Source organism: Gluconacetobacter azotocaptans, assembly GCF_014174355.1.
Classification (GTDB): domain Bacteria; phylum Pseudomonadota; class Alphaproteobacteria; order Acetobacterales; family Acetobacteraceae; genus Gluconacetobacter; species Gluconacetobacter azotocaptans.
In genome coordinates, this window is the sequence record NZ_JABEQF010000016.1 from 1 (window position 1) to 25,501 (window position 25,501).

Genomic DNA, 25,501 nt, shown 5'->3' on the forward strand with positions numbered 1-25,501 from the left:
ATAGAACAGCGCCAGGCCCGGAATGGTCATCATCAGCACCAGCGCCGTGCTGACCAGCATCCACGCCGTGTCGCCCGTGTCGATCGCGGGGTCCGCCGCCAGCGCCGGGGTAGCGAGGAAAAGGGACGCGATCGCGAAAAGGGAGAGAAACGCCTTGATGGTACCCGAAACATGGGGACCCCGTATCGTGGGGGAGGAAGTGCTCATAGGGCGCCTTCTCCCGTTTCTCCTGTACGAATGCGCATGGCTTGCTCCAGATCAAAGACGAAGATTTTCCCGTCACCAATTTTGCCGGTATTCGCGGCCAGACGGATGGCTTCCACCGCACGATCGGCAAAAGCGCTGGGAACAGCGACTTCCAGTTTCGATTTCGCTATGAAATTCGTCTGGTATTCTGCGCCACGATAGATCTCGGTCTGGCCTTTCTGCCGGCCAAACCCCTTCACGTCCGTCACGGTCAGGCCAACCACGCCAATGGCGGCGAGAGCCTCGCGAACATCTTCGAGCTTGAAGGGCTTTATGATTGCTACGATCAGTTTCATGACCTGTTCCCATCCAGGATGCGACAAATTATTTCATTGTCGTTTGTTGAGCGCAATAGATTTGATCGAAAATTCGACTGTCGGAAAATTTACTATCGGCCGCCGCCAAATGCGCGATCGGGAACTATATAAATAAAATATCTATAATATATATCATCTTCACGGATATGTTTCCTCCGTGAAGATGATCCACATCCGACGGATCCGGTAAACGCGCCCGCAATGGTTCAGGCCCGGCCTCCTGACCGGATGAAGCAATATTTTTAATTTTAATAAACTATTTATACTTACAACTTCCCCCGAAGTGCCTTATCCTATCTCGGACAGTATTTTTTACGTAATAATCTTTTCGTTCAACGAAACAACACCCTCAATTACCCAATGTCGAACACAATAATGTCATAAGTCCGGAACGGTCCGGCCGGGCTCGCCGTTCGGGATGATCCGCATGACGCAACGTTCGGGTTCCGATGTGGTTCCCGGCAACGGCGCGACTTCATGGCAATTTTGTGGCGGCCGGCTCCGCTGCTGCTGGCGGCGCGCGACCCGCGCCACCCGCCGGCCAGGGCGACGTTCCGCAGCTCGAAAGCCATACGATAATACCCGGCGAGACGATCACGCAGCCCGCACGAAGGGCGCGGCCCCCGAACAGGGTGCCGTCCGGTCAGGATCGGGGGACGCCAGGCAAGATGCGGCGACAGACCATCGGTTGCACCGCATCTCATATCAGTTTGTGAAATTTAGGGTATATCTTTCATTTTTCCTCATGCCGAATAGATTGGCGCAGCATGAAATACATCCGGATGCCGGTCGCAATGGCCTTTCGACTGGATATGGAACAGACCCTGATGAACGATACCGACAAGATCGGCATTCTCGCCGGGGAATATGACCAGGCGCGCTTGGACAGAAGCGCCGGTGGTCGGAATTCGTCACGCCGTAAACTCTATTTCCGCGAACTGCCCAAGTGACAGGACTGGTCAGGCAGACAGGCCATCGTATGCAAGTGGTCTTCGAAGGGCGTGACGCCGTGGGCAAGGGGGATCAAGCGGATCGCCCAGCGCTGCAATCGGCATATCTGCCACATCGCCGCCCTGTCCGCCCCAACGACCGCGAGCGCGCCCAATGGCATTTCCAGCGCTGAAGCAGCGGAAGATCAGCCCAAGAGATCTGGAAGCCGCCGCCGCTGGGAGGCCTATACCGAGGCGTCAGCACCGGTCGACCCCGGTGCCGCCCGGCCAACGGCACCGGCGACCGTCACGTCCGCGACGGTCTTGTCATGACATGCTCAGGGCATAGAACAGACCCGCCGCGACGGCGATGGTAACCGGCAGGGTGAAGATCCAGGCCGGTGTAACCGGCGGTGGCAATCAGCCCCGCCCCCACCAGTTCGGCTGAAGCCCCCTGCGCCGGGGTCAGATGGGTATTGCCGATCTTCTTCCCCAGCGTATGAACGATGCGCCGATAGCCCACCATCGTGCCGATACCAAGGCATAGCGCGCTGAGCAGACGGACCCACCAGGGCGCATACTCGACCGTGGGGCGCAACTGGTTGCCGACCGCCTTCGCGGTCTTCCTGTCCTGGGCCGAGGTGGCCGGGTCGGCGGCAACTGTCTTCAGCCCGGCCACGACCTCGTAGATGTCGGCGCGCAGCTGCGACGGCACTACAGTGTCAGGCGTCGTCTGCCGCAGGCGCGCGACCGACGCCAGGGCCTCGTCGCGCAAGCCGTGATGGTCGTAGGTATCGAGCAGCGGGGCCACGATCGCCGCGCGTTCGGCCACATGCGTCACGTCCGGCGTGGCGCCGGGGTTGAGCGCGAAGGTCGCAGGCAGAATGCCGATGATGGTCAGCATGATCAGGCCGATGCTCTTCTGCCCGTCATTGCTGCCGTGCGAGAAGCTGACCCCTGTGCAGGTCAGGATCAGCAGGCCGCGCACCCAACCGTGCGGCGGCTTGTCGCCCTTGGGCGGGCTGTACAGATCGGGATCCTTCACCAGATGCTTCAGGATGAAATAGAGCCCCCCGGCGCCGACCAGGCCCAGAACGGGCGAGATCGCCAGCGCCCGCAGCACCTTCCAGATCTGCGACCAGTCGACGCTGTCCCCCAGCGCGCGCGTGTGCAGCAGCGCGTCGCCGATCGCCCCCCCCCGATCACGCAATGGGAACTGGAATTGGGGATGCCGAACCACCAGGTGAACAGGTTCCACGCCAGCGTTCCGAACAGCGCCATCAGCATCGGCACCGCCGGGTCCCCGTTGGGCGGCGACAGCACATCCGCCGGCAATAACTCCACCAGGCCGTAGGCGACACTGATGCCGCCCAGAATGACCCCCACGAAGTTCATCAGGCCCGACCAGACGGCCGCGACCTTGGGCTTGAGCGAGTTGGTGTAGATCACCGTCGCGACCGCATTGGCGGTATCGTGAAATCCGTTCACGAATTCAAAGACGCAGACCAGAAGGAAGCAGGCAACAAGAGCCAGGATGGAAAACGCTGAATAGGGGGCGAAATGCAGCATGGGAATGCACCCCGGGGTTGTTTCGGCCTGCTCATAGTCGAAACATTGAGAAATTTTCATCCACGGCGTTCGTATGTCATGAAATATTCACGGCATTTCGTATTTCGGATGTCCACACAACCCTGCCTACCCTGTCGGGCCGAAAAGCCGCTCAGGCTGGCGCATGCGCCGCGATTCCGGCCCGGACCCCTTTTTCCAGTGTTGCCAGCGGGCATTCCCTCTCCTGCGCGCACGAAGCAATCCGCAGGTCCATCCCCCAGCCCGTGTCGTCCAGCGGAAGGGCGTTCCGCAGTTCCGCCAGGCTCTGATGGAAGATGACGGCCTTGACGATCTGCACCCCGTCCGGCCGGCGCCAGAGTTCGAGCCCCAGCGTCGTGTCGGGTGCGGTCCGGTCGGGCTGGTCCGCGAAATGCCAGTCCAGGCCGAAGATCGTCGCCAGCATGTCCAGCGTCGTGTCATGGCCGGCGAACATCACCAGGCGCGCATGGCCGCCGACGACCGTTCCATCCGGCAGGGTCACCGGATTCCCGTCCAGAATATCAAGGATGGCGGACGTCAGGCCCCGGCCACGCGGATAGGCGATGGCGGGCAGCCGGCGCAGCATATCGCTGGCATAGGCATGCGCCGGCATGATGTCCTCCAGCAGCGCCGGGACGTCGCGCCGCCCCCAGGCGATCGCCTCTTCGGGCATGCCCTGAAGATATTCCAGCAACAGATTTTCCGCCGACGTGGCCGCCAGGGCCAGGCCGGCGGACAGGTGCGGCGCGCCATGCGTCCAGTCGACACCCAACGCCGCGGTAAAGCAGGCGCCGCCCGAGGCGCATCCGTCCGGAGCGACCACCGCCTGCACCGTCGAGAGCGCCTGCCGCACGGTCGCGGAACCCTCGGGGTCGCGTTGCCGCACAACAGACAGTTCGCGCATGATTTCGGCTCGGTTCAGCGTGGCGGCGCCGGCGGCCATCGCGTTGAACATCGGGTCGTGCCGGCCCGCCGGCAGAGACCCCGAGATAGTCGGGCAGCCGCCCGCCAGGGTCCGGGCCATGATCTCGCCGCTCTGGCGTGTGCGATCGTCGGCGGAATCGCCCCAGACGACCACCTCCTCCTTTCGCGGGCACCCTGCCGTCGGCAGCAGGCCCGCCGCCTGGTAATGGTGGGCCAGAAAGCCGCCCATCAGGGCAAGGTCGGCCCGGCCGTGGTCCGTCAATTGCCCCGGCGGTACCGGCCATGCGGGCCAATCCCGGCCGGTCGCCTCCCTCAGCCGTTCGACCGGTTGCGTGGGGCTGCGGATGCCATGCCGGGAAATCAGCACGATTTTTTCCAGAACCGGCTGCGCGGCCGTGGTCCGGCACTGGGCGGCCGACAGGCCGCCCGACATCGTGCTGCCGACGACAAGCGTCAGGCGCAAGAGGGAGGAAAAGCGCATCAGGGCACCGTCATCGTCAGGTTGAAGAAGACGCTGCGCCCCGACAGGCGCCAGTACAGGGGCGCCCCGTCGGGATATCCGGCGCTGGCGGCGGACTGGTTCCCGGCGAAATCGCTGATGGCATGGCTGTCGAACAGATTGGCGATCTTCAGGCTGGGCGTCAGGTCGCGCAGCACCCCGCCGACATTGCGGAAATGCCAGCCCAGCGCCAAATCGGCCGTCACGACGCTGTGGATGCGATACTGGTTGGCGAAAACGGTCTTGCCGGCCTCGTCCGTCGTGCTGTCCAGGCCCCAATGGTTTCCGACATATTTCCCGATGATCGAGAAGTACGGTCCCTTCGGATTTTCATAGAGCAGGCCGAAGGAGGCGAGCGCATTCGGTGTCTCGGCCACGCGGGTGTGCGTGCCTTTGTATTCCGCGTCGTTCACGCTGTAGTTGCCGTAGAGCGACAGGCCGAGACCAAGGGCATATTGCCCCTCGACCTCCAGGCCCTTGTAGACGGCGCCACCGCTGTTGACGTAGGTGGATTCCGTGCCGATACCCGGCACGTTGATCTGCGCCGAGGCAATGTAGTTGGAAAAATCAATGTAGTAGGCGTCGGCCGACAACGTCCATTTCTTCTTCTGGACGACCGTCCCGACCTGATAGTTCCAGGTCGCCTCGGGCTTGACCGAACCGACGCTCTGCACCTGGAAGACGCTCAGCGGCGGCGCCAGGAAGCCCCGCGCGACCTGCGCGTAGGCGCTCCAGCCGGGCAGGATGATCTGGTTAAGCGCAATGGACGGCTGCCAGGACGTGAAGGTCTGCCGGTCGTTCAGGGGCGTCTTCGTGCCCTTGTTGATCGGCGCGTCATAATCGCGATGGAAATAGGAATATTTGATTCCCGGCTTGACCGTCATGCCCCGCAGCGGGTGCCAGTCGAACTCCAGATACGGCTGCAGCGTCGTGTTGAGATCGTGAATATCATAGCTATAGGCCGATCCGGTCTTTCCGGGCACCGCGACGCCGCCCTGCGACAGATCCAGCGCATAGGTATAGCGTCGATCGTCCTGCACATCCGCCCACACCCCGGCCAGCACATCGCCCACCGGCGTCCGGGCTTTGAAGCCCAGCGTATCACCGTACGAGCGGAAAGCGGCGTCGGCATATTTCCCGGGAATGTCGTTCTTGTAGGTGGCCACTTTCTTGCCGGCGGCATTGTAGAAGGTGACCCCGTTCGCCGACGGGTCGTCCTGGCTGGCATCCGTCGATTCCGTATAGGAATGTTCGAACCCGTTCATGTACAGGCGATTTTCAAAATCGAGCCAGGGCGTCAGCTTCGTCTTGAGATTGATGTAGCTGAAATCGGACTGATAGGCACTCGGATTATAGCCGTAGAAGCATTGCAGCTTGGCGTTGTCGCACAGGCCGTAATTGTTGCCGTAGCGCGCATATTCGTCCAGGGTCGCCCCCTGCGTGGTATATTGCCATTCCTTGTTGTAGGTCGTGGCGATTGTCAGCGTCGTCTCATCGCCGAGACGCACGACATCCTTGAACAGGATATTGCTCCGCCGTTCGGCGGAACGGGTGAGGTAGCCGTCGGTTTCCTCGTGCTGCAGGTCCAGCACCATCTTGCCCAGGCCGGTCTTGCCGCTATCGACCTCCACCCCCCCGGCGCGGGTGTTGAAGCTGCCATAGGTGCCGTAGGGCGTCACCCCGAAATGGTCGGCCGGCGTCCGGGACGTGAAGCCGATCGTGCCGCCGAACGTCGCGTTACCGATCGTGGACGCCGTTCCGGGACCGCGATCGACCTCGGCCTGCCCCAGGAAATGCGAGATGAACAGCGAAGATGTCGTGTGATGCAGGTCGCTGGCATCGCCGAACGGGATGCCGTCGAAGGTCATGTTGTACTGACCGTCCTGGAAACCGCGCAGGCTCATGGTCTCGGCCTTGCCGATTCCGGGGCCGTTGGGGTTCTGCGTCCAGACGCTGGGCTGGAACTTGATGATGTCATCGACGCTGGCCAGCGGGATGATATTATTGGCGATGAATTTGCTCTGGATGATCGAGGTCGGCTGCGTGATCCACAGCGGCACCGTCGAGGGCGCCAGACGTTCAGCCCGACCGATCACCGTGATGGTCTCGGCCTTGCCGTCCCACCGATCCGTGCTACGCGCCTTGCGCGCCGCTGCCCCATCGGCGGCGACCGCGTGCGGTTGCCCAATCAGCACGCTGCCGTCGGCCTGCGTGACCAGCCGCAATCCCGTCCCGGCCAGCAATCGGCCGACGGCGTCCTGCACGCTGATCCGGCCGTCGATTGCCGGCGCCGTGCGGTTGCCGATATCGCCGGGAGCAAACAGGATGTCGTGTCCGCTTATGCGTGACAGATCCTCGAGAGATTGCGAAAGCGGTTGCGCCTTCAGATGCACGGTGACGACATCCGGCGCCGCGTGCGCCATGGATGCGGCCACCCCGCCCAGGCTCATGGTCATCAGAACGATCGAGGGCCGCAGGCCCGGCAGGCGGGGCATCGAGGAATTCCCATCAGTGGTGCCGATCACTCGGCTTGCTGACAGGACGAACGAGGGTGCGGCGACCTCAGTAAAAATTGAGTGCTTTCATAAAAGCTTCATGATGTGGATAGTCTGCCCCTGCCTGACCTTCACAGGCAGCAGCGCCTGCAGGGCACGGACGAAGCCGGCCGTATTGCCCGCATGGTAAAAGCCGCTGATGCGCAGCGTCGCCACGCCATCGGGCGCCAGTTCCATCTTGGTGATGCTGTAGCGGTTCATTTCCCGCACGGCATCACCCAGGGGAGTCTCGCGAAAGGCCAGGCGTCCGCTCTGCCAGGCCATCAGGTCCTCGACCGGCGGGCGATCAATGCGCGGCGGCAGGTCCGGATCGACGCGCAGGCGCTGCCCGGCCTCCAGCCTGACCGGCTGCCCCGCCCCGGCCGTGCGGGGCAGAACCGCGAGACTTCCCGCCAGGACCGTCGCCGTCAGCCGGCGGTCGATCAGGCGAATGTCGAACTGCCCGCAATCGGCCAGCAGGGCATGGGTGGGGGTTTCGACACGATAGGGATGGTCGCGCTGCGCCAGCCCGATCGCCGCCTGTCCGCACCTGAGGACAAGGCGGCGGTGCCGCGCGTGCGGCGGCACCAGAATTGTCGTGTCGGTGTCGAGCAGGATATCAATCTTCGGGCCGAGGTGCAGACGACGCTGCTGCCCGATGGCCGTCGTGTAGATCTCGGCTTCGGCCGGACGCGGCGCATCGACCAGCAGGCCCGCCCCCAGCAGCATCCCACCGGCCAGCACCGCGCGGCGCGTGGGCATCCGGTGTCCCGCCCGCAACGGGGCGCGCCTGGAAATGGCGGCCGATGGCGCGTGCGACGGCGCAAGACCGCCGGCCTCGGCCCATACGTCCGACGCCTGCTCGAAGATCGCGCGATGGCGGGCGTCTTCCGCCAGCCACGCGCGGAAGGCCTGCCGGTCGGCTTCCGAACAATCCTCTGCATGGAGCCGCGCCATCCAGCGCGCGGCCGTCCGTGTGATCGACGATGACATGGCCGTTCAGTCCATGACCCATTCGGTCAGGAAACAGATCGCCTTGCTGACATGCTTTTCGACAGCACTGACACTTATCTCCAGCCGCAGGGCGATATCGCGGTACGAAAGCCCTTCCAGCCGATGCAGCAGGAAGATCTCGCGGGTCCGGGCGTCCAGTTGCGCACACCCCTCGCGCAGCCTCTGCAAACGCTGCCGCGCCATAAGCACCGCGTCGGGCTGCGGGCTCGGGCACGGCACCGATCCGACGTCGTCCCCTTCATACGGCGCAACCGCGCCATGCCGTTCACGCCGGGCCTGATCCACGGCCAGGTTGCGGGCCGAGCGGACGAGGTAGGCGTCCGGATTCTGGACCCCCTCCGGACCACGTTCAAGAAAGCGCTGAACGGCGGCCTGCAACAGATCTTCGGCATCGTGGCGCCCCGTGATGCGCCTGATCCGGGCATGCAACGACAGCCAGCGCGGATGGGGAATGGCCCAGGCTGTCATGAACTTGCCGTCATGAACTTAATCCGTCATGGGTCGAACCGGCGCCCCTGTTGGATGCCCCGCCCTGCCTTCGCATCATCGCCGATCCCGCCGTTCCGCCGTCCCGAGGCCATCGCCAAGATCGCGGCCTTGCGGCGTGGTAGGGGCGGGTTGCCGCCATGTCATCAGGCCGAAGCCTGTTTTCATGAAATCTTCACCAAAGCCGGCGGCAGGGCACTGCCCTCCACCCCCTGGTCGTCAGGGTCGGCAAGGGCCACGACCCTTGCATCCCATTCCATTCATAATTTCTGGTGTTTTCCAAAGGGCTATGCCCTTTGGAGGGTCAAGGGCAACGCCCTTGCCTTCGCCCCTACCGCACCGCGGCGCGCAGGTGCGGGCGGCGGCGGTCCCACAGGCGCATGCCGCGCAGGGCCATGTCGGCCATGGCGGGTAGCAGGCGGGGCTGCATCAGGTCGGGGTCGAATTCCTTCATCCGCCGCGCGTTCTCGCGGTAGCAATCCTCGACGAACTGCGCGAACGAGAACTCGTCGAGGAAGACGTTGGCCTGCGTCACCGCGAAGTCGCGCCCGTCATTGGGCTGCTGCCCACGCCGCACCATCGCCAGCAGTCGCCCCAGCGCCCGGCCGTAGAAGCGCGTCGATTTCAGCGCGCGCCGCACCCGCCCCAGCCCGCGCTGCCGTTCACGCCAAGCCATGTAGTTGATGAAGAAGACGATATGCCGCGTTTCCTCGAACATCAGCACATCGAAGATCTCGAACAATCCTTCGGGCAGGAAGTGCGACTGGCGGGCGTTCTTGAACGCGCCGAAGCCCAGGAAGGCGTCGAGGCATTCGCCGAAGCCGAAATCGATGAAGGCGGTTTCCAGATCGGCGGGAAAAGTCTCGATCGGCTGTTCGGTCGCGTCGAGGCCGTAGCGGTCGATCATCACGCGGATCAGCCTGGCGTGGCGCGCCTCCTCCAGCCCCTGCAGGGCCACGGCCTCGCGCACTACCGGGTCATCGATCTGCGGAGTGAAGGCGTCGACGATCGCGCCGGCGCGGCGTTCGGTGTGGTACACCTCCTGCCAGAAGGGGATGGTCCGCAGGCGGGCCAGTTCCTCGTCCGTCAGTTCGGGCCAGGGCAGGGTCTCGGGGTCGAAGACCTGATGAGTGGCGACGAACTGGCGGCAGAACAGGTCTTTATGGGCCTCGGACCCGGCTTCGATACGGCTCAAGCAGCGTGCTCCACCTGCCGGGCGGCCGAGGGTTTCTTCATGAACCGGCGGATGAAGCGGGCCAGGTTCGGCGCCAGTTTCGGCCGCAGCAGGCGCGGGTCGTACCCCGCGAAGCGACGATCGTTTTCCTCCAGGCACAGATCCATCAGCTCGCCCACGCTGATATCCATGTCCGCAACATCCTTGGCGCCGCTGACGGTGAAATTATTGTCCTGTTCGTGGACGTTGCCGTCGGCGTCCATGGTGCGGGCCAGCCCCATCCGTTCGTAGGCCAGGAACACCCATACCGCCAGGACCCGGATCTCGAACCACGGGCGCTTCCAGGCCGGCATCGTCGCGCGGTGCCAGGCCAGCCAGTTGGCGAACAGCAGGATGTGGCGACATTCCTCCTGCATCACGGGCTCGAACGTCTCGATCAGTTCGGCGGGGAAGAAGCCGGATTGCCGGGCCAGCGCGAACAGGCCGAAGGCGAAGAAGCTGTCGACGCATTCCGAGAACCCGGTGACCAGGTACGCCCATTCGACGTCACGCGGTTCGATGTACGGGGGCTCGGGGGCCATCTTGATGTCGTAGGCCTCGACCAGCCGCGACAGGACCTCCTTATGGCGGTTTTCCTCCCACGCATTGCGCGACAGGGCATCCTTCATGTCGGGGTCGTCGATCAGCCGCGCATAGGCGGCCATGCGCAGGCGGGCCTTGCCTTCGGTCTGCACCGCAATGTCCCAGATCGGCAGCGAGGTCACGCGCTTCAGCGTCGCCGGATCCAGCTTGGGCCAGTCGATGACCGAGGGCTTGTAGGGATTGAACGTGTCGCGGAACATCGCGGCGACGGCGCGCTTGTGCTCGGTGCTGCCGGGTTTCAGGGGGCCGGGAACCGGGCTGGACCAGTGGCGGGCGTTGAAATCGGCCTCGGCCACCGTGCGGGCGTCGGCGCCCTTGGGGTCAATGGCCTCGGGCAGCGAGGAATAGATATCGGCAAGAGAGTTCATGGTCATGCGGGCTCATTAAGCAGAACGGCGCCGCCCGACCACAGGGCCGGCGCGACACCACCTGGCAAGAGCGCCCCGCCCGGCCGCGCGGGCGGCAGGCGGACGGGGCGTTCCCGTCGGCTAGCGGATGTCGTTCAGGGCGGTGATGACCCGGGTGACGAGGCCGTAGGCGATCGCCTCGTCGGCCGACATCCAGTAATTGCGGTCGGTGTCCTTGCAGATCTTTTCGTAGCTCTGCCCGGTTTCGCGCGCGAACAGGCGATTCAGGCGCTCGCGCATCTTCACGATTTCCCGCGCCTCGATGTCGATATCGGTCGCGGGGCCGCGCACGCCGCCCATCGGCTGATGCAGCAGGAAGCGCGTATTGGGCAGGCAGAAGCGGCGCTGCGGGTTGCCGGCGGCAAAGATCAACGCGCCGGCCGAGGCCACCCAGCCGGTGCCGATCACGTTCACCGGGGCCACCGAATCGACGAACCGGATCATGTCGTGGATCGTGTCGCCGCTTTCGACATGGCCGCCGGGCGAGTTGACATAGACGTCGATCGGGTGGTCCGACGCGCCGGCCAGCGCCAGCAGGCGGCCGGTGACGTCACGGGCCAGCTTGTCGTTGATCGCACCGAAGATCAGCACCTTGCGCTGGTCGAACAGCCGGCTTTCCAGCTCGCTGATCGGCGAGGACAGGGTCTTGTTGTCGCCCGGCTCCTTGGGTTCGGGGCCCTGGGGTTCGGGGATGTCGGGACCGTCCGGATCCTCATCATCCATCCGGATGCGGTTTTTCGGCTGCATGCCGGTCATTCTCATCTCCCTGTATCCAGGACTGTAATAGTCACGTGTTCCATCCTGCGCCGCCTTCGCCCCGGTGCCAAGACCCGACCTGCCCCCCATTGCCGGGAGGGGGACGGGCGATGCGGTATCGCACGCTCTCTCGCTAATGGCGGGAGAGCGGGCTAGAAGAGCGGATCGCCCCTGTTCGTCGCGATCAGGATTCGTCATGGAGAGAAGATGGGTATGACGGCGCCGCTGCCAAGAGAGCGTTCTGCACGCGCCGACACGCGCCGCGCCGTCCGGGCCGGGCGGGCAGCGCCCACGCTGGCCCTGCTGCTGCTGGCGGGGTGCGGGCACCGCGATGCGTTCGACGCGACGCTGGACTGGTGGCACCAGTACGAAGGCGGGGTGATCGCCCAGCAGCGCCCGCCGCCGCCCGGCATCCACGATCCCTATCCCGCGGTGGGCCTGACGCCCACCACGCCACCTGCCGTCCCGTCTGCCGCCCTGCGTCAGAGCATCACCGAAAACCTGGTCGAACAGCGGAACCTGGCCCATCGCCAGGCGGTCGAGATCGGCCCGCTGACCGTCACGGCGCCTGGAACGCCCCCGGGGGCGGCGAAAGGCGGCCCGGCCCGACCGGCCCCGCCCGCCGGCCCCGAACAGCCATCCGCCACGCTGGAGGCCGCCGAACGCCCGCCGCAGGCCGCCCCAACACCGACCGCCCCCACGACATCGGCCCCGCCGGCCCGCGCCACCCGCACCGACGAGGCGCCGGCGGCCATGCCGGAGGTCGCCATGCCCGAGGTCGGGGCCGATGTCGGCGGCGTCGGTGGCCCGGCCGTGCAGGCCGCCGCCCCGCCGGACGTCGCGGCGCGGCCGCCGGCGCCGCCCCGATTCCCCGGATTCGCCGTACCCGAGGACGGCGCGCTGGCGACGCCCGAGCGGCCGGCCTACGATCTGGCCGACCCCCAGGGCACGCGCATCCGCTTCCTGACGGCGTCGGACCAGCCGGTGCGGGGTCAGGACCGCCCCCTCGCCGAACTGGCGGGGCAACGGGGCACGCGGCCGATCTTCGTCCATGGCTATGGCGAGGCCACGTCCACCGACCCCGCCGAGCAGGCGCGGTCGATGAGCCTGGCCCTGTTGCGGGCACAGACGGTGGCCGACCTGCTGGCCGCGCGCGGCGTGCCGGCGAACATGATCCATCTGCGCGCCCATCCGTTCGGCGACGGCGTGCGGGTCAGCCTGAACCAGTAAGCGCGGCAAGATGACGCGCGCGCCCCTTCGGCGCGGTTGCCTGCCGGGCGGCGGCGTCGCTATACCTAGAGGGGACCGGACCCGTTCCTGCCATTTTCCGATATGCCGCCGACAAGAAGCGGCCCGGAACGGCGCCCCGGCGACCGTCCTGAACCAGCGTCCCACGAGCGACCAATGACCGAAGAATTCCACCGCATCCGCCGCCTGCCGCCCTACGTCTTCGCCGAAGTCAACAAGGCCAAGGCCGCGGCGCGCGTCCGGGGCGAGGACATCATCGATCTGGGCATGGGCAACCCCGACACCCCCACCCCGCCGCACATCGTGCAGAAGCTGGTGGAAACCGTGGCCGACCCGCGGTCGCACCGCTATTCCGTCAGCCGGGGCATTCCCGGCCTGCGGCGGGCGCTGGCGGGCTATTACGCGCGCCGCTTCGACGTGAAGCTGGACCCCGAGACCGAGGTGATCGCCACCCTCGGCTCGAAGGAAGGGCTGGCAAACCTGTCGGCAGCCATCACCAGCCCGGGCGACACCATTCTGGTGCCCAACCCTTCCTACCCGATCCATCAGTTCGGCTTCATCATCGCCGGCGCGTCGGTCCGCTCGATCCCCGCCACGCCGGACGAGGAGATGCTGCGCGCGCTGGACCGCGCGGTGCGCCATTCGGTGCCCAAGCCGACGGCGCTGATCGTCAATTTCCCGTCGAACCCCACGGCCTATGTGGCGGACCTCGATTTCTATCGCGAACTGGTGGCCCTGGCCCGCCGGCACGACATCTGGATCATGTCCGACCTGGCCTATGCCGAGATCTATTTCGGCGACCGGGTGCCGCCGTCGATCCTGCAGGTGCCCGGCGCGCGCGACATCGCGGTGGAATTCACGTCGCTGTCCAAGACCTATTCGATGGCGGGCTGGCGCATGGGCTTCGCGGCGGGCAATCCGCGCCTGATCACCGCGCTGACGCGGATCAAATCCTATCTGGACTACGGCGCGTTCACGCCCATCCAGGTCGCGGCGGTCGCGGCGCTGAGTGGCCCGCAGGATTGCGTGGCCGAGATCCGGACCATGTATCGCGACCGGCGCGACGTGCTGATCCGCGGGCTGCACGCGGCAGGATGGGACGTACCCTCGCCCGAAGGCTCGATGTTCGCCTGGGCGCCCCTGCCCCCCGCCTTCCGCGAGATGGGCAGCGTCGATTTCTCGAAGCTGCTGCTGAAAGAAGCCGGCGTGGCCGTGGCCCCGGGCCTGGGCTTCGGCGAGTATGGCGAAGGTTTCGTGCGGATCGGCCTGGTCGAGAACACCCAGCGCCTGCGCCAGGCGACACGGGCGATCAAGCAGTTCATGATCCGCCACGGCGTGACGCCGCCCCCGGCGCGGCCGGAAACCGGCGGCGCGGCCGTCCCCCGCACAGAAGCCGAGGCGGTGGCGAACGCCGACGCCTGACATTCCGGCGGACGGCGCCCCCGGAAGACGACACACGATTGACGAGACGACGACAGGATATCAGGTGACCGGACAGAACATGATTGCTGACAGCGCGGGCGGACAGGCACGGGGGGCAATTACGGCCCCGCTGCGGATCGGCATTGCCGGGCTGGGCACCGTGGGCGCGGGCCTGGTCAAGCTGCTGCGCGGGAACGAGACGATCGTGGCCGCGCGGGCCGGTCGGCCGATCACGATCACCGCCGTGGCCGCGCGCGACCGCACGCGCGACCGGGGCGTCGATCTGTCGGGCCTGACCTGGCATGACGACGCGGCGGCGCTGGCGACCGACCCCGATGTCGATGTGGTGGTGGAACTGATCGGCGGGGCCGAGGGCGTGGCCCGCCGGCTGGTCACCACGGCGCTGGAGGCCGGGCGGCCGGTCGTCACCGCCAACAAGGCGCTGATCGCGGTCCATGGCGCCGAACTGGCCGCCCTGGCCGAGCGCGCCGGCGTGCCGCTGATGTTCGAGGCCGCTGTCGCCGGCGGCATCCCGGCCATCAAGACGGTGCGCGAGGGGCTGGCGGCCGACCGGCTGACGCGGGTCGGCGGCATCCTGAACGGCACCTGCAACTACATCATGACCGCGATGCGCGAAAGCGGCCGCCCCTTCGCCGACGTGCTGGCCGAGGCCCAGGCCCTGGGCTATGCCGAGGCCGACCCGTCGACCGACGTGGACGGCATCGACGCGGCGCACAAGCTGGCGATCCTGGCCGGGCTGGCCTTCGGCCGGCCGGTCGCGTTCGCCTCGGTGCATGTCGAGGGGATCCGGGGCATCGATGCGCTGGACCTCGATTTCGCGCGGGCGCTGGGCTACCGGATCAAGCTGCTGGGCCTGGCGCGGCGGCGGGACGACGGGGTCGAGGCCCGCGTCCATCCCTGCCTGGTGCCCGAGAAAGCCCCGATCGCGCAGGTCGACGGCGTATTCAACGCCGTGGTGGTCGAGGGCGCGTTCGTCGGCCGCCTGATGCTGGAAGGGCGCGGCGCGGGCGAAGGCCCGACCGCCACCGCCGTCGCCGCCGACCTGATCGACGTCGCGCGCGGCAGCGCGGTGCCGGTCTGGGGCCGCAGCGCCGACGGGCTGACGCAGATCGAGGCCCTGCCGCGCACCGCCTTCCACGAGGAATATTACCTGCGCCTGAACGTCCACGACCGCCCCGGCGTGATCGCCGACGTCACCGCCGTGCTGCGCGACCATGGCGTGTCCCTGCGCAGCATGCTGCAACATGGGCGGGCCGACGCCGTGCCGCAGGATGGCACGGCAGGCGACCCCTCGGTGCCGCTGGTCCTGGTCACCCACCGCACGCGGGAATCCGCGATGATGGAGGCGCTGGGACGCATCGCGGCACTGTCGGCCGTGATCGGCGCGCCGGCGATGATCCGGATCGACCCCGGCTGACGCCCGCCCTCGCCGTGCGCGCCCCGGCCGGGCGCGCGTGGCAGACCCCATACGGGGCGGCCCCTCGCCCCGGACGTGCCGGCATCCAGAACCGGCAAGCAGAAGAGGATCATCGACGATGACGTCCACACCGAACCCGGGCTACAAGGTTACCGACCGCAACCTGGCGCTGGAACTGGTCCGCGTGACCGAGGCGGCGGCCATGTCGGCGTCGCAATGGACGGGCCGGGGCAAGAAGAACGAGGCCGACGGCGCCGCCGTCGAGGCCATGCGCCTGGCCTTCGACACGGTCGCGATCAACGGCACCGTGGTCATCGGCGAGGGCGAGATGGACGAGGCGCCGATGCTGTATATCGGCGAGAAGGTGGGCGCCGGCGGCCCGGCGATGGACATCGCCGTGGACCCGCTGGAAGGCACCAACCTGTGCGCCAAGAACATGCCCAACGCCCTGACGGTGCTGGCGCTGGCCGAGGCCGGGAATTTCCTGCACGCGCCCGACATCTACATGGAAAAGATCGTGGTCGGCCCCGACCTGCCCGAAGGCGTGGTGGATCTGGATGCGTCGATCGGCGCCAACCTGCGCGAACTGGCGCGGGCCAAGCGCAAGGATATCGGCGACCTGACCCTGTGCGCACTGGAGCGCGAGCGGCATGAGGAACTGATCGCCAAGACGCGCGAGGCCGGGGCCCGCGTCATGCTGCTGAGCGACGGCGACGTCGCGGCCGCCATCGCTGCCTGCCTGCCCAACGGACGCGTCGACATCTATGCCGGGTCAGGCGGCGCGCCGGAAGGCGTGCTGGCCGCCGCCGCCGTGCGCTGCGTCCATGGCCAGATGCAGGGCCGCCTGCTGTTCGAGGATGACGAGCAGATCCGCCGTGCGCAGGAAATGGACCCGGGCAAGGACCCCTCGCGCAAGCTGGGCCTGTATGACATGGCGCGGGGCGATGTCCTGTTCTCGGCCACCGGGGTCACCACCGGGCCGCTGCTGCGCGGCATCCGCCGCGACGGCAACCGGGCGATCACCCATTCCATCGTGATGCGCTCCAAATCCGGGACCGTCCGGTTCGTCGAGGGGCATCATGATTTCTCGACCAAGACCTGGGGTGCGATCTGACGCGTCCCATGTCTCCTGCTGCCCAATGTCCTGCTGCCCAGTGTCCTGCCGCCCGGCTTCCCGCCCGGCACCCCGGCCTTGAGACCGGCCGTGCCGGTGTCTGACAGTCTGCTCCCGCCCCAGGTGCCGACAGCCGAGCATCCCGTCTCCGATGGTGCGCGTCCCCGTGCAGCCGGTCCGGGGACGGGGCCTGGACCAGGTATCGGCATGGAAGACACCGGGATGGACGAAGCGGATCTGGTGCTGGGCGTGCGCACCAGCCTCGGCGGCCGGCGCTGGCGGTGGCGCGACCGGCTGCTGGCCGACCCGGACGGCCGGGCCGGGCTGATGATCGCGCAGCAGGCCGGCGTGCCGGAGATCGTCGGCCGGATGCTGGCCGCACGCGGCCTGGACGGACGCACGGCGGCCAATTTCCTGGACCCCACCCTGCGCGCCCTGATGCCCGATCCGTCCGCCCTGCGCGACATGGACGCCGCTGCCGCCCGGTTGGCCGACGCGGCGCGCTGGGGAGAAACGGTGGGGGTATTTGGCGATTACGACGTCGATGGGGCCTGCGCGGCGGCCGTGATGACGCAATTGCTGCGCGGCCTGGGCTGCCCGGTGACGACGCATGTGCCTGACCGGATGACCGAGGGCTACGGCCCCAACGTCCCGGCGCTGGACGGGCTGGTGGCGCGGGGGGCGACGCTGATCGTCTGCGTCGATTGCGGCACGGCGGCGGCCGACGTGCTGGCGACCCTGGCCGGCCGGGCCGACATCGTGGTGCTGGACCACCATAAGGCCGAAGGCCCGCCGCCGCCGGTCCTGGCCACCGTCAATCCCAACCGGCTGGATTGCGACTCCGGCCAGCGCGGCCTGTGCGCGGCGGGGGTCGCGTTCCTGACGGCGGTGGCGACCCTGCGGGCGCTGCGTCGCGCGGGCTGGTTCGCCGGCCGGCCGGAACCCGATCTGATAGCCTTGCTGGATGTGGTCGCGCTGGCGACCGTGTGCGACGTGATGCCGCTGACCGGTCTGAACCGCGCGCTGGTAACGCAGGGGCTGAAGATCATGGCGCGACGGCAGCGCACCGGCCTGGACGCACTGCTGGAGGTCGCGGGCGCGCGCGATCCGCTGTCGGCCTTTACCTGCGGGTTCGCGCTGGGGCCGCGCATCAATGCCGGCGGGCGCATCGCCGAATCGGGCCTGGGGCTGGAATTGCTGCTGTGCGATGACGCGGTCGAGGCCCGGCGCCTGGCCGAGCGTCTGGACGCCGTCAATCGCCGCCGCCAGACGGTGGAAACCGGCATCCTGGACCGCGCGATGGAGGCCGCCGAGGCCCAGCGCGCGGCGGGGCACCCGGTGCTGGTGCTGTCGGGCCAGGACTGGCACCCCGGCGTGGTGGGCATCGTCGCGGGCCGCATCAAGGAACGGTTCAACCGCCCCGTCCTGGTGGGGGCGGAACTGGAGGATGGCACCGTCAAGGGATCGGGGCGCTCGGTCGCGGATATCGACCTGGGCGCCGCCATCATCGCGGCGCGTCAGGCCGGATTGCTGACGACGGGCGGCGGCCATGCGATGGCGGCCGGCTTCTCGCTGCCGCGCGTGGGCGTCGCGGCGCTGCACGATTTCCTGAACGATCGGCTGGCGGCGGCGGCGGCACTGCCCGACGCAGTGGACCTGCCGATCGAAGGCGTGATCCATGTCGCGGGCGCCACCACCGAACTGGCGGCCGAGATCGGGCGTCTGGCCCCCTTCGGCGCGGGCAATGACGAACCGCTGCTGGCCATCCCGCGCGTGCGGGTGGTGCGCGCCGACCGGATCGGGCGTGAGGGCAACACCCTGCGCGTGCTGGTCGAAGGCGAAGGCGGCGGCCCGCGCCTGAAGGCGCTGCTGTTCCGCGCCGACGACCACCCCGCCGCCGCGATCCTGGAAGACCGCAACGCCCCGCCCCTGCATCTGGCGGGCTGGCTGCGCGCGGAAAGCTGGAACGGACGGGTCAGCGCCGGCTTCTTTATCCGCGACGTGGCGATGGTCGCGCACCCGCCCCGGTGACTGCGACCATAAAATCACCCCGATCCGATCTTGGGGCTTGACCGCCCGCCCCGACCGCGATACCAACCCGCCAAGCCTGATGTCCCATTCGTCTAGAGGCCTAGGACGCCGCCCTCTCACGGCGGCAACAGGGGTTCGAATCCCCTATGGGACGCCAAGGCTAAAATTTCCATTATAAATCAATATCTTGATCGGGCGTTTAGAAACGCCGGGATTGAGTTTTACACGCACGATCCGCTCCATGGCCTCGTGCGCAAGGCCCACTTGGTCAGCGGGCGCGCGTGTGGCGCTTCGCCTCAGGCAGAGTCTTGTAGCCGGTGATGGCCAAGGGGCGCCTGCGCGTGCTGGCGCTTCAGAGCACGCTGGACCTTACAGAAGAAGATTGGCGAGCGCTTACCGGCCGTATCTGCACAATCGCATACACCACGCTCTCCTCCCGGACGCCGCACCGGCGCCCGGAAGCGGCCCAACGTCACGTATTCTTCGGATCTACGCTGCGGAAGCCATAGGTCCTGTATTCGGTCGAAACGTGATTACCATTCACATGCACGACCATGTACCCCTCGGGGGTTCCCAGATGCGTGCCGTGCCACCAGTTGCCGCTCACCGCGCCGCCGGTAATGAAGGGAATGCCACCGTGCACCACCCGCTCCAGAACATGCGTATGGCCCTGAAGAACCGCCAGCACATTATGTGAGGCGATGAGTTGCAGGATTTCGCGCGTGTTGACCGTGCTCAACGCCTGGTGCTTGAAAAGAGAGGGGCTCTCGTCGGCATAGGTGTAGAAGGCCGTCACGATTGGAATATGCGACGATATGATCAGCGGCGTTCCGGTCGGGATGGCCGAGAGATAGGCCTTGAGCCAGGCAACCTGCTCCGCGCTGATCCTTCCTTCGTAATCCCGGTCGGGGGTGATGGTGACCGAGTCGAGAACGATGAAATGCACCCCCTTGTGCACGAAGGCGTAATACGTCTCGCCAAACGCCTTGCGGAAATAGTTCTTGCCGAACTCCGGGTCTCCCGTCGAGCAACCGCTGCTGGCATAGACACCGAAGCAATCGTGATTGCCGACCGTGTGATACACCTTCTTGCCAAGAATCTGCTCGGTCATTTCGTACAGATCCAGCAGTTTTCCTGCTCTTTCATGCGTGACCTCCATGGCGTCGAAGACATGGTCGCCACCTTGGAGGACAAAATCGGCCGCCTCACCCGACGCCTGACGGAAGCACATCCTGCAGCCCTTCTGCGCATCGAGCTCGGGCTGCAGGTGCGTGTCCGTGATGAAGAGAAACGAAAACTTCTCTCGTGTCCCGGTGTCAGCACCGCCCGCGAATGCGGGCGGCGTTCCCAGTAACGACGTTCCGAGCGCAGCCGAAGCCGAAAGCAGCGCTTCGCGCCGGCGAATGATTGTATTTGCCATGACAGCCCCTTCCGGAAACATAAATCAACTTCGGCCGATCAAAAGAAATGCTTGCTGAGCGTGAAGAATACCTGCCGCGGCGGCGCGGCCTGCAGCGTCTGGTAGGTTCCGCCCGGATCGGAATTGACAAACCCCGTCGTGCCGACACTCGAGATGTAGCGCTTGTCGAAAAGGTTCACGACGTTCACCTGGGCTTCGAGGTTGTTCAACCAGCCCTGACGGTGGAAACGGTATCCGGCGGCGAGGTTGAAGACGATCCTCCCTTTGATCGGGGAATCATTGAGGTAGGTATAGAAGCGGCGACTCTGATACTGCCCGCTGAACTGGCCCCAGACCGTGCCGTCGTCATAGGCCAGCTTTACATTGCCGATGTTGCGCGGCGCCGCCACGACCTGCTTGCCTTTGATCGGCACGACGACGGAACTTCCGGGCACGGCGATATTGTCATCATAATGCGCGTCGTTATACGACCAGGCCCCATACAGCGACCAATTGCGGGCGAAGCGCCAGTTTGCAGCGGTTTCGACACCGCGCGACGTGACGCTGCCGACGTTTTCAAGCACGTTCTGGTTTCCAACGATCACCGAGCTGATCGACGACGCCAGAAGCCTGTTGGCGAAATTGACATAATATCCGGTCAGCGAGAACTGCAGCGCCGCATTGTGGAAGCGGTAGCCCACTTCTTCCGTGTTGGTCGTCTCGGGCTTCAAATTCCCATGCACGTAGTCAAAACCGGCCTGCGTGGTCGAGAAAGGACCGGTCGATGCCGACGCGGTGTAGGCCGCCATGTTCCGCGTGAAATCGGCGAAGACTTCGTTGTGACTATCGAACGTATAGAGAGCGCCTGCCTGCGGGAGAAAACCGTTGGACGCCGATATCGACGCGTTGATCGGGTTTTTGCTTGAAATGGTTTGGGCCGAGCTGTCGGAAACGAGAGACTTGAATCCGGCGTTCAGGCGCAATTTTGGCGTCACGCGCCAGGTATCGCCAATGTGGAACTGATAGACCTTGGTGCGGAACACATATTGCCACTGCACGTCGAACGGATTGTCGTAGAATCTCTCGAAATCGTCCGGTGCTACGCCCGCCTGAAGCGGGTAGAGCTTCGCGGCCTGGCTGAACAGGTTATGCTCGAACCAGAAGCCGGCTTCGATGCGGTGATGCCGAAACCTGTAGGCAAGGCTCGTTGTGACGCCCTCGCGATGCATGTTGTATTCGGTCGTGGACACGGACAGGGGCGAACCCCCGAACTCAGCCGGTGTGGGGTCGTAGGGGTCCGCCCAGGTCCCGGGGCCCCGATCGAGATGTCCGTACACCGTGGTCGCGCCGCTGAGATGGGACGAGATGTCGTAATCGATCCGTCCATACCCCAGCACGTCCTGGCGGACGCCACCGCCCCGATAGTATGTATCGTCCGCGCTCTGATAGGGGGCGGGAATCGGCGTGCCGTTCTGGACGGCTCGGGCAATCTGTTCGGCCAGGGCGTAATTTCTGCTGATATCGTCATGATCATAGCCAAATCGGCCAATCAGGGACTTCGACAGGTCGAGATAGTCGTCCTCTCGTCGGTCATCGAGGTCGAGGTAGGTCGTTACCCTCACCGCGCTGCCGAGCGGCTGGATATATTTGATGTTAAGCTGCTGCTGCTTCTGCTGGCCCCAGCCCTTCCATTTGTCCGCGAACTGGTAATCATAGCTGATGTAGGCCTTGCCGCCACCGGGCAGGATACCCGTATTCACGCGCGCAAAGGTCCGCCACATGTTCGAACTGCCGACCGAGCCGGCAACATCCACCCCATAGTGATCCGTGGGATCGATCGAGGTGAACTGGATCGTCCCCCCCAGATTGCTGGTCGAGGCCGTACCCAGCGCGCCCGCCCCCTGCGCCAGGGTGACGGGGCCGTTGTTCTCGTTTTCGAGCGCGCGCCCGATGCTCAGGCCGTTGTTGTTGCGATATTGCATATTGCCAAGCGGCACGCCATCGAGCGTGTATCCCAGCTGGTCGGTAATGAACCCGCGCACCGTTATCTGCTGCGCCCACTCGTAGGCACCCAGCGGGTCCGACGACTGGAAATTCACGCCCGGCAGTTCGGACAATGTCGCCAGAGGCGACGTGCCCGGCACGGATTTGCGCAACTCGGCCCGCGACAGGATCTGAACCTGGCGGGAATGTCCGGCGCCCAGTACGATGACGCTCTCGGAAGCGCCGGCATCCGCCTTGCCTTGGCCGCCACCCTTGCGGGAATTGCCGGTCGCATCAGGGGCGGGTGCGCTTTCGATCAGGATGGTTCCATCAGCTTGATGCAGACTTTCCAACCCGGTACCCAGCAGCAATGTCGAGAGCGCCGCGTCAGGCTCCAGCACCCCTTTGACCGGATGAGCAATTACGCCGTTGGCTGTGGCCGCTTTCAACACGATCCTGACATTGGCCTGGCGACCGTAAGCAAGAATCGCATCCGCAACAGGCTGACGTGGCAGATCGAACGCGGCAGGACGGGCCTGCGCGGCAGAGAGGAACGGCAGGAACGTGCCGAGGCACGAACAGAGAACGAGGGCCTGGCGATATGTCGGTTTCACAGCAATCCGCTTCCTGGCTGAATGAGCGTTTCAACGGAAGGATGCGTAGGAGAGCTGAATCCGCCGCAACGCACATCAGGAAGATTGTGAAACCTTCATGACAGGCTGAACGATTTCAAAATATGTCGATTTTATCCGGTGATTCGACGTGTTCCGCCCCCAGGATCGAGCAGACCGCGCGTGCGAACGCGGACGGATCGCTCAGACGAAACACGCCGACCAGACGCTGCGCTGACAACGCTGCGCCATGCACCACAATGCGACGCTGATTGTAGAGATTGAGAATTGCGGCAGCCTCGGCCAATGTTTCCGTGCGCAATTCGAGTGTATCGCGACTCCAGGCCGTCCGGCGATACATCTCATCGGCGGACAGCGTCCCCACGCGCGGCGGCATGCCGTCGCCCGCACGCATCCATTGACCCGTTCCGAGGGACCATTCTTGCGATCCGGCATCGGCGCGCACCGCGCCGGCCAGGACAAGTATTTCGGTAGCGCGGGCCGATTGCTGAACCACGAAAGACGCGGCAGCGGGAAAAATCAGCGTCTGTCCCGCCTTCATCACGGGCGCATTCGACCGACCTGCGGTCCAGTCACCTCGAACCCGCCCGCACAGCAGCCGGGTCTCGACCGGACGCCCCTGCTGCACGTATCCCATCAGTAAAGTGTCGCGATCAAGGATAAGGCGACCACCTGGCAAGGGCACGGGGGCCGAGGCGCCGACGGTGGTACGCCAGACATGTTCATGCCCCTGCGAGCGCCCTGGCACCACCAGCGCGGCACATGCCGCGGCGGCCGCAAAGCGCATGACGTGCCGCCGCCCCTGGGACTGAGGGGCACCAGGCGTAACCGCGGGCGGGGCTGGCGCATGAAGGGCACGGGCGCGATCCAGCGACAGCCAGATCGCCTGCGCCCTGACGAAAGCCCCCCGATGCCGCGTGTCCGACGCCAGCCACGCGTCAAGGGCCGCCTGCGCTTGGGCAGGCAGCGCCCCACGATCGAGGCGCGCAACCCAGCCGAACGCAATATCGTCCGGATTATCCGGGGCGATGGTGCCGCCGGATGGATCGGTGTTGCGCCGTTTCACTCCGGGCCACCTCATTTTGGTCCGGGCCGCCCCGGCCAAACGCGCGTCCCAGCAGTCTCAGCGCACGCGCAAGCTGCTTTTCCACGACGTTTTCTGAAACGCCCAGATGATGCGCGACCTGTTTCTGCGACCATCCTTCGACCCTCCTCAACACCAGGACATCGCGGCATTTTTCCGGCAACTCCGCCATCGTCGCATGGAGCCGCGCCAGTTCCTGCCGGGCACCCACGACCTCATCGACCGGCGGTGCATCTTCCATGATGCTTTGGGCGTCGAAATCCGCCAGTGCGACGATCGAAATAATTTTGGCGCGGCGATAGTGCTGCAGGACCAGGTTGCGCGCGACCGTAAAGAGATAGGCCCGTGGCGACTGGATATGTGCGACATCGGCCTCGATCAGGATGGCGTAGGTGTCCTGGACGATATCATCGACCTCGATGCCGGAAAGCCCACGAAGCCACACGCGCAGATGCGGCTCATGCGGGAGAATGTGCTTTGCAATCCATTCCAGCCGGTCCGCCTGCACGACCATGTCCACGGTACCTCAATGCCCACGCGATCCTGGCGGCGTGCGTAGCAGCTTCGCCGGTTCAGAAATGTGACATCTTGATGACGAGAGAGGATGCAGCCCCTCTCTCTACGGGTCATGTCCCGGCGGCGCTCGACAGGGCCAGCCAGCAGCCTCAGGCGCCGGGCCTCGGATTGCACCTCTGTTGTAACGAAGCAGGTTCGTCTACGTCGCCTGCGTCATCGACGTCCTCGGACGACCGCGTCATGCGCACCGGCTTCCCTTGTCCGCTTCAAAGCGTCGCGATCGGCAAATCCGGCAATGAACCCCATTCCGCCCACGAGCCATCATAAACCGCCCCGCGCGGAAAGCCCGCCACCACGAGTGCAGCCGCGAGAACACAGGCCGTCAGGCCGGACCCGCATGTCGTGATGACCGGCCGCCCCCCGTCCACGCCTTCCTGCTCCAGCCGGGCTCTGATGTCCGGCACGGGCAGAAAACGGTTTTCGGCATCGAGAAGTTCACCAAAGGGAACATTCCGCGACCCCGGAATATGGCCGCTCCGGACGCCGGGGCGTGGCTCCTTCGCCGTTCCCGCAAAACGTGCTTTCGATCGCGCGTCGAGAATAACGGCATCGGACGTGCCCAGCAGAGACAGCACGTCCCCCAGCCCCTTGAGGCGGGTATAACGCGGGCTGGCGTAATAGGTCTTCGACACGGGTGCGGCCGCCGGGCCGCTTTCCACAGGACCGTCGACCCGGCTCCATGCGGGCAGCCCACCATTCAGCACACGGATATTGGCATGACCGAACAAGTCGGCCAGCCACCAGCCCCGGCATGCCGACGCGACACCCGTCTGGTCGTAGAAGACCACCTCGGATGACGTCTCGACACCCAACGCCCCGAACAGCCTGCCGAAACGCCCCTGACCGGGTACCATATGCGTCAGTGTCGTGTCGGGATCGGAGAAGCATTCGATGTCGAACCGGCGCGCCCCCACGATCCGGCGCGCCCGGAAATTTTCATCCGGGTCGAACGATTGCCCGGGCAATACGGATGTCGCATCCAGAATGACAAGACTCGGGCGCCCGATCCTGGCCACCAGCTCTTCGGCTTCGATCAACAAGGACATTCGCTTTTCCTTT

At 65.6% G+C, this 25,501-nt stretch carries 20 protein-coding genes, 1 tRNA gene and 3 pseudogenes; 8 read left to right on the forward strand and 16 right to left on the reverse strand.

Going from position 1 to position 25,501, the window contains the following annotated elements; genetic code table 11:
* Together HLH34_RS15825 and HLH34_RS15830 are read right to left on the reverse strand one after the other, a co-directional pair.
* Positions 1–207, reverse strand: a pseudogene (locus HLH34_RS15825) (ammonia channel protein); the annotation flags it as partial.
* Entirely contained in the window at positions 204–542 is a 339-nt protein-coding gene (locus tag HLH34_RS15830) for a P-II family nitrogen regulator (protein WP_183120537.1), read from the reverse strand. The pseudogene HLH34_RS15825 and the gene HLH34_RS15830, both read right to left, overlap by 4 nt.
* 848 nt (positions 543–1,390) lie before the next feature.
* Here HLH34_RS15830 and HLH34_RS19695 point away from each other — a divergent pair.
* Both HLH34_RS19695 and HLH34_RS15835 read left to right on the forward strand, forming a co-directional pair.
* On the forward strand, positions 1,391–1,513 hold the full coding sequence (locus tag HLH34_RS19695; RefSeq protein WP_264784180.1) for a hypothetical protein: 123 nt from the start codon (positions 1,391–1,393) through the stop codon (positions 1,511–1,513).
* Positions 1,510–1,686, forward strand: coding sequence for a polyphosphate kinase 2 family protein (locus tag HLH34_RS15835; protein WP_220792214.1), 177 nt, complete (start codon positions 1,510–1,512; stop codon positions 1,684–1,686). Before HLH34_RS19695 ends, HLH34_RS15835 begins: the two co-directional genes overlap by 4 nt.
* A gap of 133 nt (positions 1,687–1,819) precedes the next feature.
* Here the strand turns inward: HLH34_RS15835 and HLH34_RS15840 are convergent.
* The 8 genes and pseudogenes from HLH34_RS15840 to HLH34_RS15875 form a co-directional block, all read right to left on the reverse strand.
* Positions 1,820–3,061: pseudogene (locus tag HLH34_RS15840) on the reverse strand (inorganic phosphate transporter).
* 151 nt (positions 3,062–3,212) lie between these two features.
* A complete protein-coding gene (locus tag HLH34_RS15845; RefSeq protein WP_183120539.1) occupies positions 3,213–4,484 on the reverse strand; it encodes a histidine-type phosphatase in 1,272 nt (423 codons plus the stop codon).
* Complete coding sequence (locus HLH34_RS15850) at positions 4,484–6,997, reverse strand: TonB-dependent receptor domain-containing protein (protein ID WP_244960002.1); 2,514 nt, start codon at positions 6,995–6,997, stop codon at positions 4,484–4,486. Before HLH34_RS15850 ends, HLH34_RS15845 begins: the two co-directional genes overlap by 1 nt.
* Before the next feature lie 87 nt (positions 6,998–7,084).
* Positions 7,085–8,029, reverse strand: coding sequence for a FecR family protein (locus HLH34_RS15855; protein WP_183120540.1), 945 nt, complete (start codon positions 8,027–8,029; stop codon positions 7,085–7,087).
* A gap of 6 nt (positions 8,030–8,035) precedes the next feature.
* Positions 8,036–8,518: an RNA polymerase sigma factor gene (locus tag HLH34_RS15860; protein ID WP_183120541.1), complete on the reverse strand. Its 483-nt coding sequence runs from the start codon at positions 8,516–8,518 to the stop codon at positions 8,036–8,038.
* 349 nt (positions 8,519–8,867) lie between these two features.
* Positions 8,868–9,731 carry a hypothetical protein gene (locus HLH34_RS15865; RefSeq protein WP_183120542.1) on the reverse strand — a complete coding sequence of 288 codons (864 nt, stop codon included), beginning with the start codon at positions 9,729–9,731 and terminating at the stop codon, positions 8,868–8,870.
* Entirely contained in the window at positions 9,728–10,720 is a 993-nt protein-coding gene (locus HLH34_RS15870; RefSeq protein WP_183120601.1) for a ferritin-like domain-containing protein, read from the reverse strand. Before HLH34_RS15870 ends, HLH34_RS15865 begins: the two co-directional genes overlap by 4 nt.
* 120 nt (positions 10,721–10,840) lie before the next feature.
* Positions 10,841–11,515 (reverse strand): ATP-dependent Clp protease proteolytic subunit, encoded by a 675-nt coding sequence (locus HLH34_RS15875; protein WP_183120543.1) that lies wholly within the window; start codon positions 11,513–11,515, stop codon positions 10,841–10,843.
* Between the two features lie 213 nt (positions 11,516–11,728).
* Here HLH34_RS15875 and HLH34_RS15880 point away from each other — a divergent pair, with 213 nt between their 5' ends.
* From HLH34_RS15880 to HLH34_RS15905, 6 genes are all read left to right on the forward strand, one after another.
* Positions 11,729–12,745: an OmpA family protein gene (locus tag HLH34_RS15880; protein ID WP_183120544.1), complete on the forward strand. Its 1,017-nt coding sequence runs from the start codon at positions 11,729–11,731 to the stop codon at positions 12,743–12,745.
* A 174-nt stretch (positions 12,746–12,919) separates the two neighbouring features.
* Positions 12,920–14,185, forward strand: a complete 1,266-nt coding sequence (locus HLH34_RS15885; protein WP_240162056.1) for an LL-diaminopimelate aminotransferase — start codon at positions 12,920–12,922, stop codon at positions 14,183–14,185.
* Positions 14,186–14,264: 79 nt separating this feature from the next.
* Positions 14,265–15,623, forward strand: a complete 1,359-nt coding sequence (locus tag HLH34_RS15890; protein WP_183120545.1) for a homoserine dehydrogenase — start codon at positions 14,265–14,267, stop codon at positions 15,621–15,623.
* A gap of 118 nt (positions 15,624–15,741) precedes the next feature.
* Positions 15,742–16,737 carry a class II fructose-bisphosphatase gene (gene glpX / locus HLH34_RS15895; RefSeq protein WP_183120546.1) on the forward strand — a complete coding sequence of 332 codons (996 nt, stop codon included), beginning with the start codon at positions 15,742–15,744 and terminating at the stop codon, positions 16,735–16,737.
* Positions 16,738–16,959: 222 nt separating this feature from the next.
* A complete protein-coding gene (recJ, locus tag HLH34_RS15900; protein ID WP_244960003.1) occupies positions 16,960–18,768 on the forward strand; it encodes a single-stranded-DNA-specific exonuclease RecJ in 1,809 nt (602 codons plus the stop codon).
* A gap of 81 nt (positions 18,769–18,849) precedes the next feature.
* A tRNA-Glu gene (locus HLH34_RS15905) sits at positions 18,850–18,925 on the forward strand.
* 315 nt (positions 18,926–19,240) lie between these two features.
* On the opposite strand, the gene HLH34_RS15910 is transcribed toward HLH34_RS15905, so the two are convergent.
* The 6 genes and pseudogenes from HLH34_RS15910 to HLH34_RS15930 form a co-directional block, all read right to left on the reverse strand.
* Positions 19,241–20,188: a metallophosphoesterase family protein gene (locus tag HLH34_RS15910; protein WP_183120548.1), complete on the reverse strand. Its 948-nt coding sequence runs from the start codon at positions 20,186–20,188 to the stop codon at positions 19,241–19,243.
* A gap of 38 nt (positions 20,189–20,226) precedes the next feature.
* Positions 20,227–22,764, reverse strand: coding sequence for a TonB-dependent receptor (locus HLH34_RS15915; protein ID WP_183120549.1), 2,538 nt, complete (start codon positions 22,762–22,764; stop codon positions 20,227–20,229).
* A gap of 115 nt (positions 22,765–22,879) precedes the next feature.
* Positions 22,880–23,569, reverse strand: a complete 690-nt coding sequence (locus HLH34_RS15920; RefSeq protein WP_240162057.1) for a FecR family protein — start codon at positions 23,567–23,569, stop codon at positions 22,880–22,882.
* Between the two features lie 108 nt (positions 23,570–23,677).
* Positions 23,678–23,863 (reverse strand): annotated as a pseudogene (locus tag HLH34_RS19840) (DUF4880 domain-containing protein); the annotation flags it as partial.
* The gene (locus tag HLH34_RS15925) at positions 23,799–24,374 is read right to left on the reverse strand and encodes an RNA polymerase sigma factor (RefSeq protein ID WP_183120551.1); all 576 of its coding nucleotides are present in this window, start codon (positions 24,372–24,374) and stop codon (positions 23,799–23,801) included. The gene HLH34_RS15925 and the pseudogene HLH34_RS19840, both read right to left, overlap by 65 nt.
* A 274-nt stretch (positions 24,375–24,648) precedes the next feature.
* Entirely contained in the window at positions 24,649–25,488 is an 840-nt protein-coding gene (locus HLH34_RS15930; RefSeq protein ID WP_183120552.1) for a sulfurtransferase, read from the reverse strand.
* Between the last annotated feature and the right edge of the window lie 13 nt (positions 25,489–25,501).

Excerpts from the sequence above, each read along its gene's own strand:
- HLH34_RS15875 (WP_183120543.1), bottom strand. The coding sequence starts at position 11,515 with ATGACCGGCATGCAGCCGAAAAACCGCATCCGGATGGATGATGAGGAT.
- HLH34_RS15885 (WP_240162056.1), top strand. The coding sequence starts at position 12,920 with ATGACCGAAGAATTCCACCGCATCCGCCGCCTGCCGCCCTACGTCTTC.
- HLH34_RS15830 (WP_183120537.1), bottom strand. The coding sequence starts at position 542 with ATGAAACTGATCGTAGCAATCATAAAGCCCTTCAAGCTCGAAGATGTT.
- HLH34_RS15920 (WP_240162057.1), bottom strand. The coding sequence starts at position 23,569 with ATGCGCTTTGCGGCCGCCGCGGCATGTGCCGCGCTGGTGGTGCCAGGG.
- recJ (WP_244960003.1), top strand. The coding sequence starts at position 16,960 with ATGGACGAAGCGGATCTGGTGCTGGGCGTGCGCACCAGCCTCGGCGGC.
- HLH34_RS15880 (WP_183120544.1), top strand. The coding sequence starts at position 11,729 with ATGACGGCGCCGCTGCCAAGAGAGCGTTCTGCACGCGCCGACACGCGC.
- HLH34_RS15890 (WP_183120545.1), top strand. The coding sequence starts at position 14,265 with ATGATTGCTGACAGCGCGGGCGGACAGGCACGGGGGGCAATTACGGCC.
- HLH34_RS15855 (WP_183120540.1), bottom strand. The coding sequence starts at position 8,029 with ATGTCATCGTCGATCACACGGACGGCCGCGCGCTGGATGGCGCGGCTC.
- glpX (WP_183120546.1), top strand. The coding sequence starts at position 15,742 with ATGACGTCCACACCGAACCCGGGCTACAAGGTTACCGACCGCAACCTG.
- HLH34_RS15930 (WP_183120552.1), bottom strand. The coding sequence starts at position 25,488 with ATGTCCTTGTTGATCGAAGCCGAAGAGCTGGTGGCCAGGATCGGGCGC.
- HLH34_RS15870 (WP_183120601.1), bottom strand. The coding sequence starts at position 10,720 with ATGAACTCTCTTGCCGATATCTATTCCTCGCTGCCCGAGGCCATTGAC.
- HLH34_RS19695 (WP_264784180.1), top strand. The coding sequence starts at position 1,391 with ATGAACGATACCGACAAGATCGGCATTCTCGCCGGGGAATATGACCAG.
- HLH34_RS15850 (WP_244960002.1), bottom strand. The coding sequence starts at position 6,997 with ATGCCCCGCCTGCCGGGCCTGCGGCCCTCGATCGTTCTGATGACCATG.
- HLH34_RS15845 (WP_183120539.1), bottom strand. The coding sequence starts at position 4,484 with ATGCGCTTTTCCTCCCTCTTGCGCCTGACGCTTGTCGTCGGCAGCACG.
- HLH34_RS15910 (WP_183120548.1), bottom strand. The coding sequence starts at position 20,188 with ATGGCAAATACAATCATTCGCCGGCGCGAAGCGCTGCTTTCGGCTTCG.
- HLH34_RS15860 (WP_183120541.1), bottom strand. The coding sequence starts at position 8,518 with ATGACAGCCTGGGCCATTCCCCATCCGCGCTGGCTGTCGTTGCATGCC.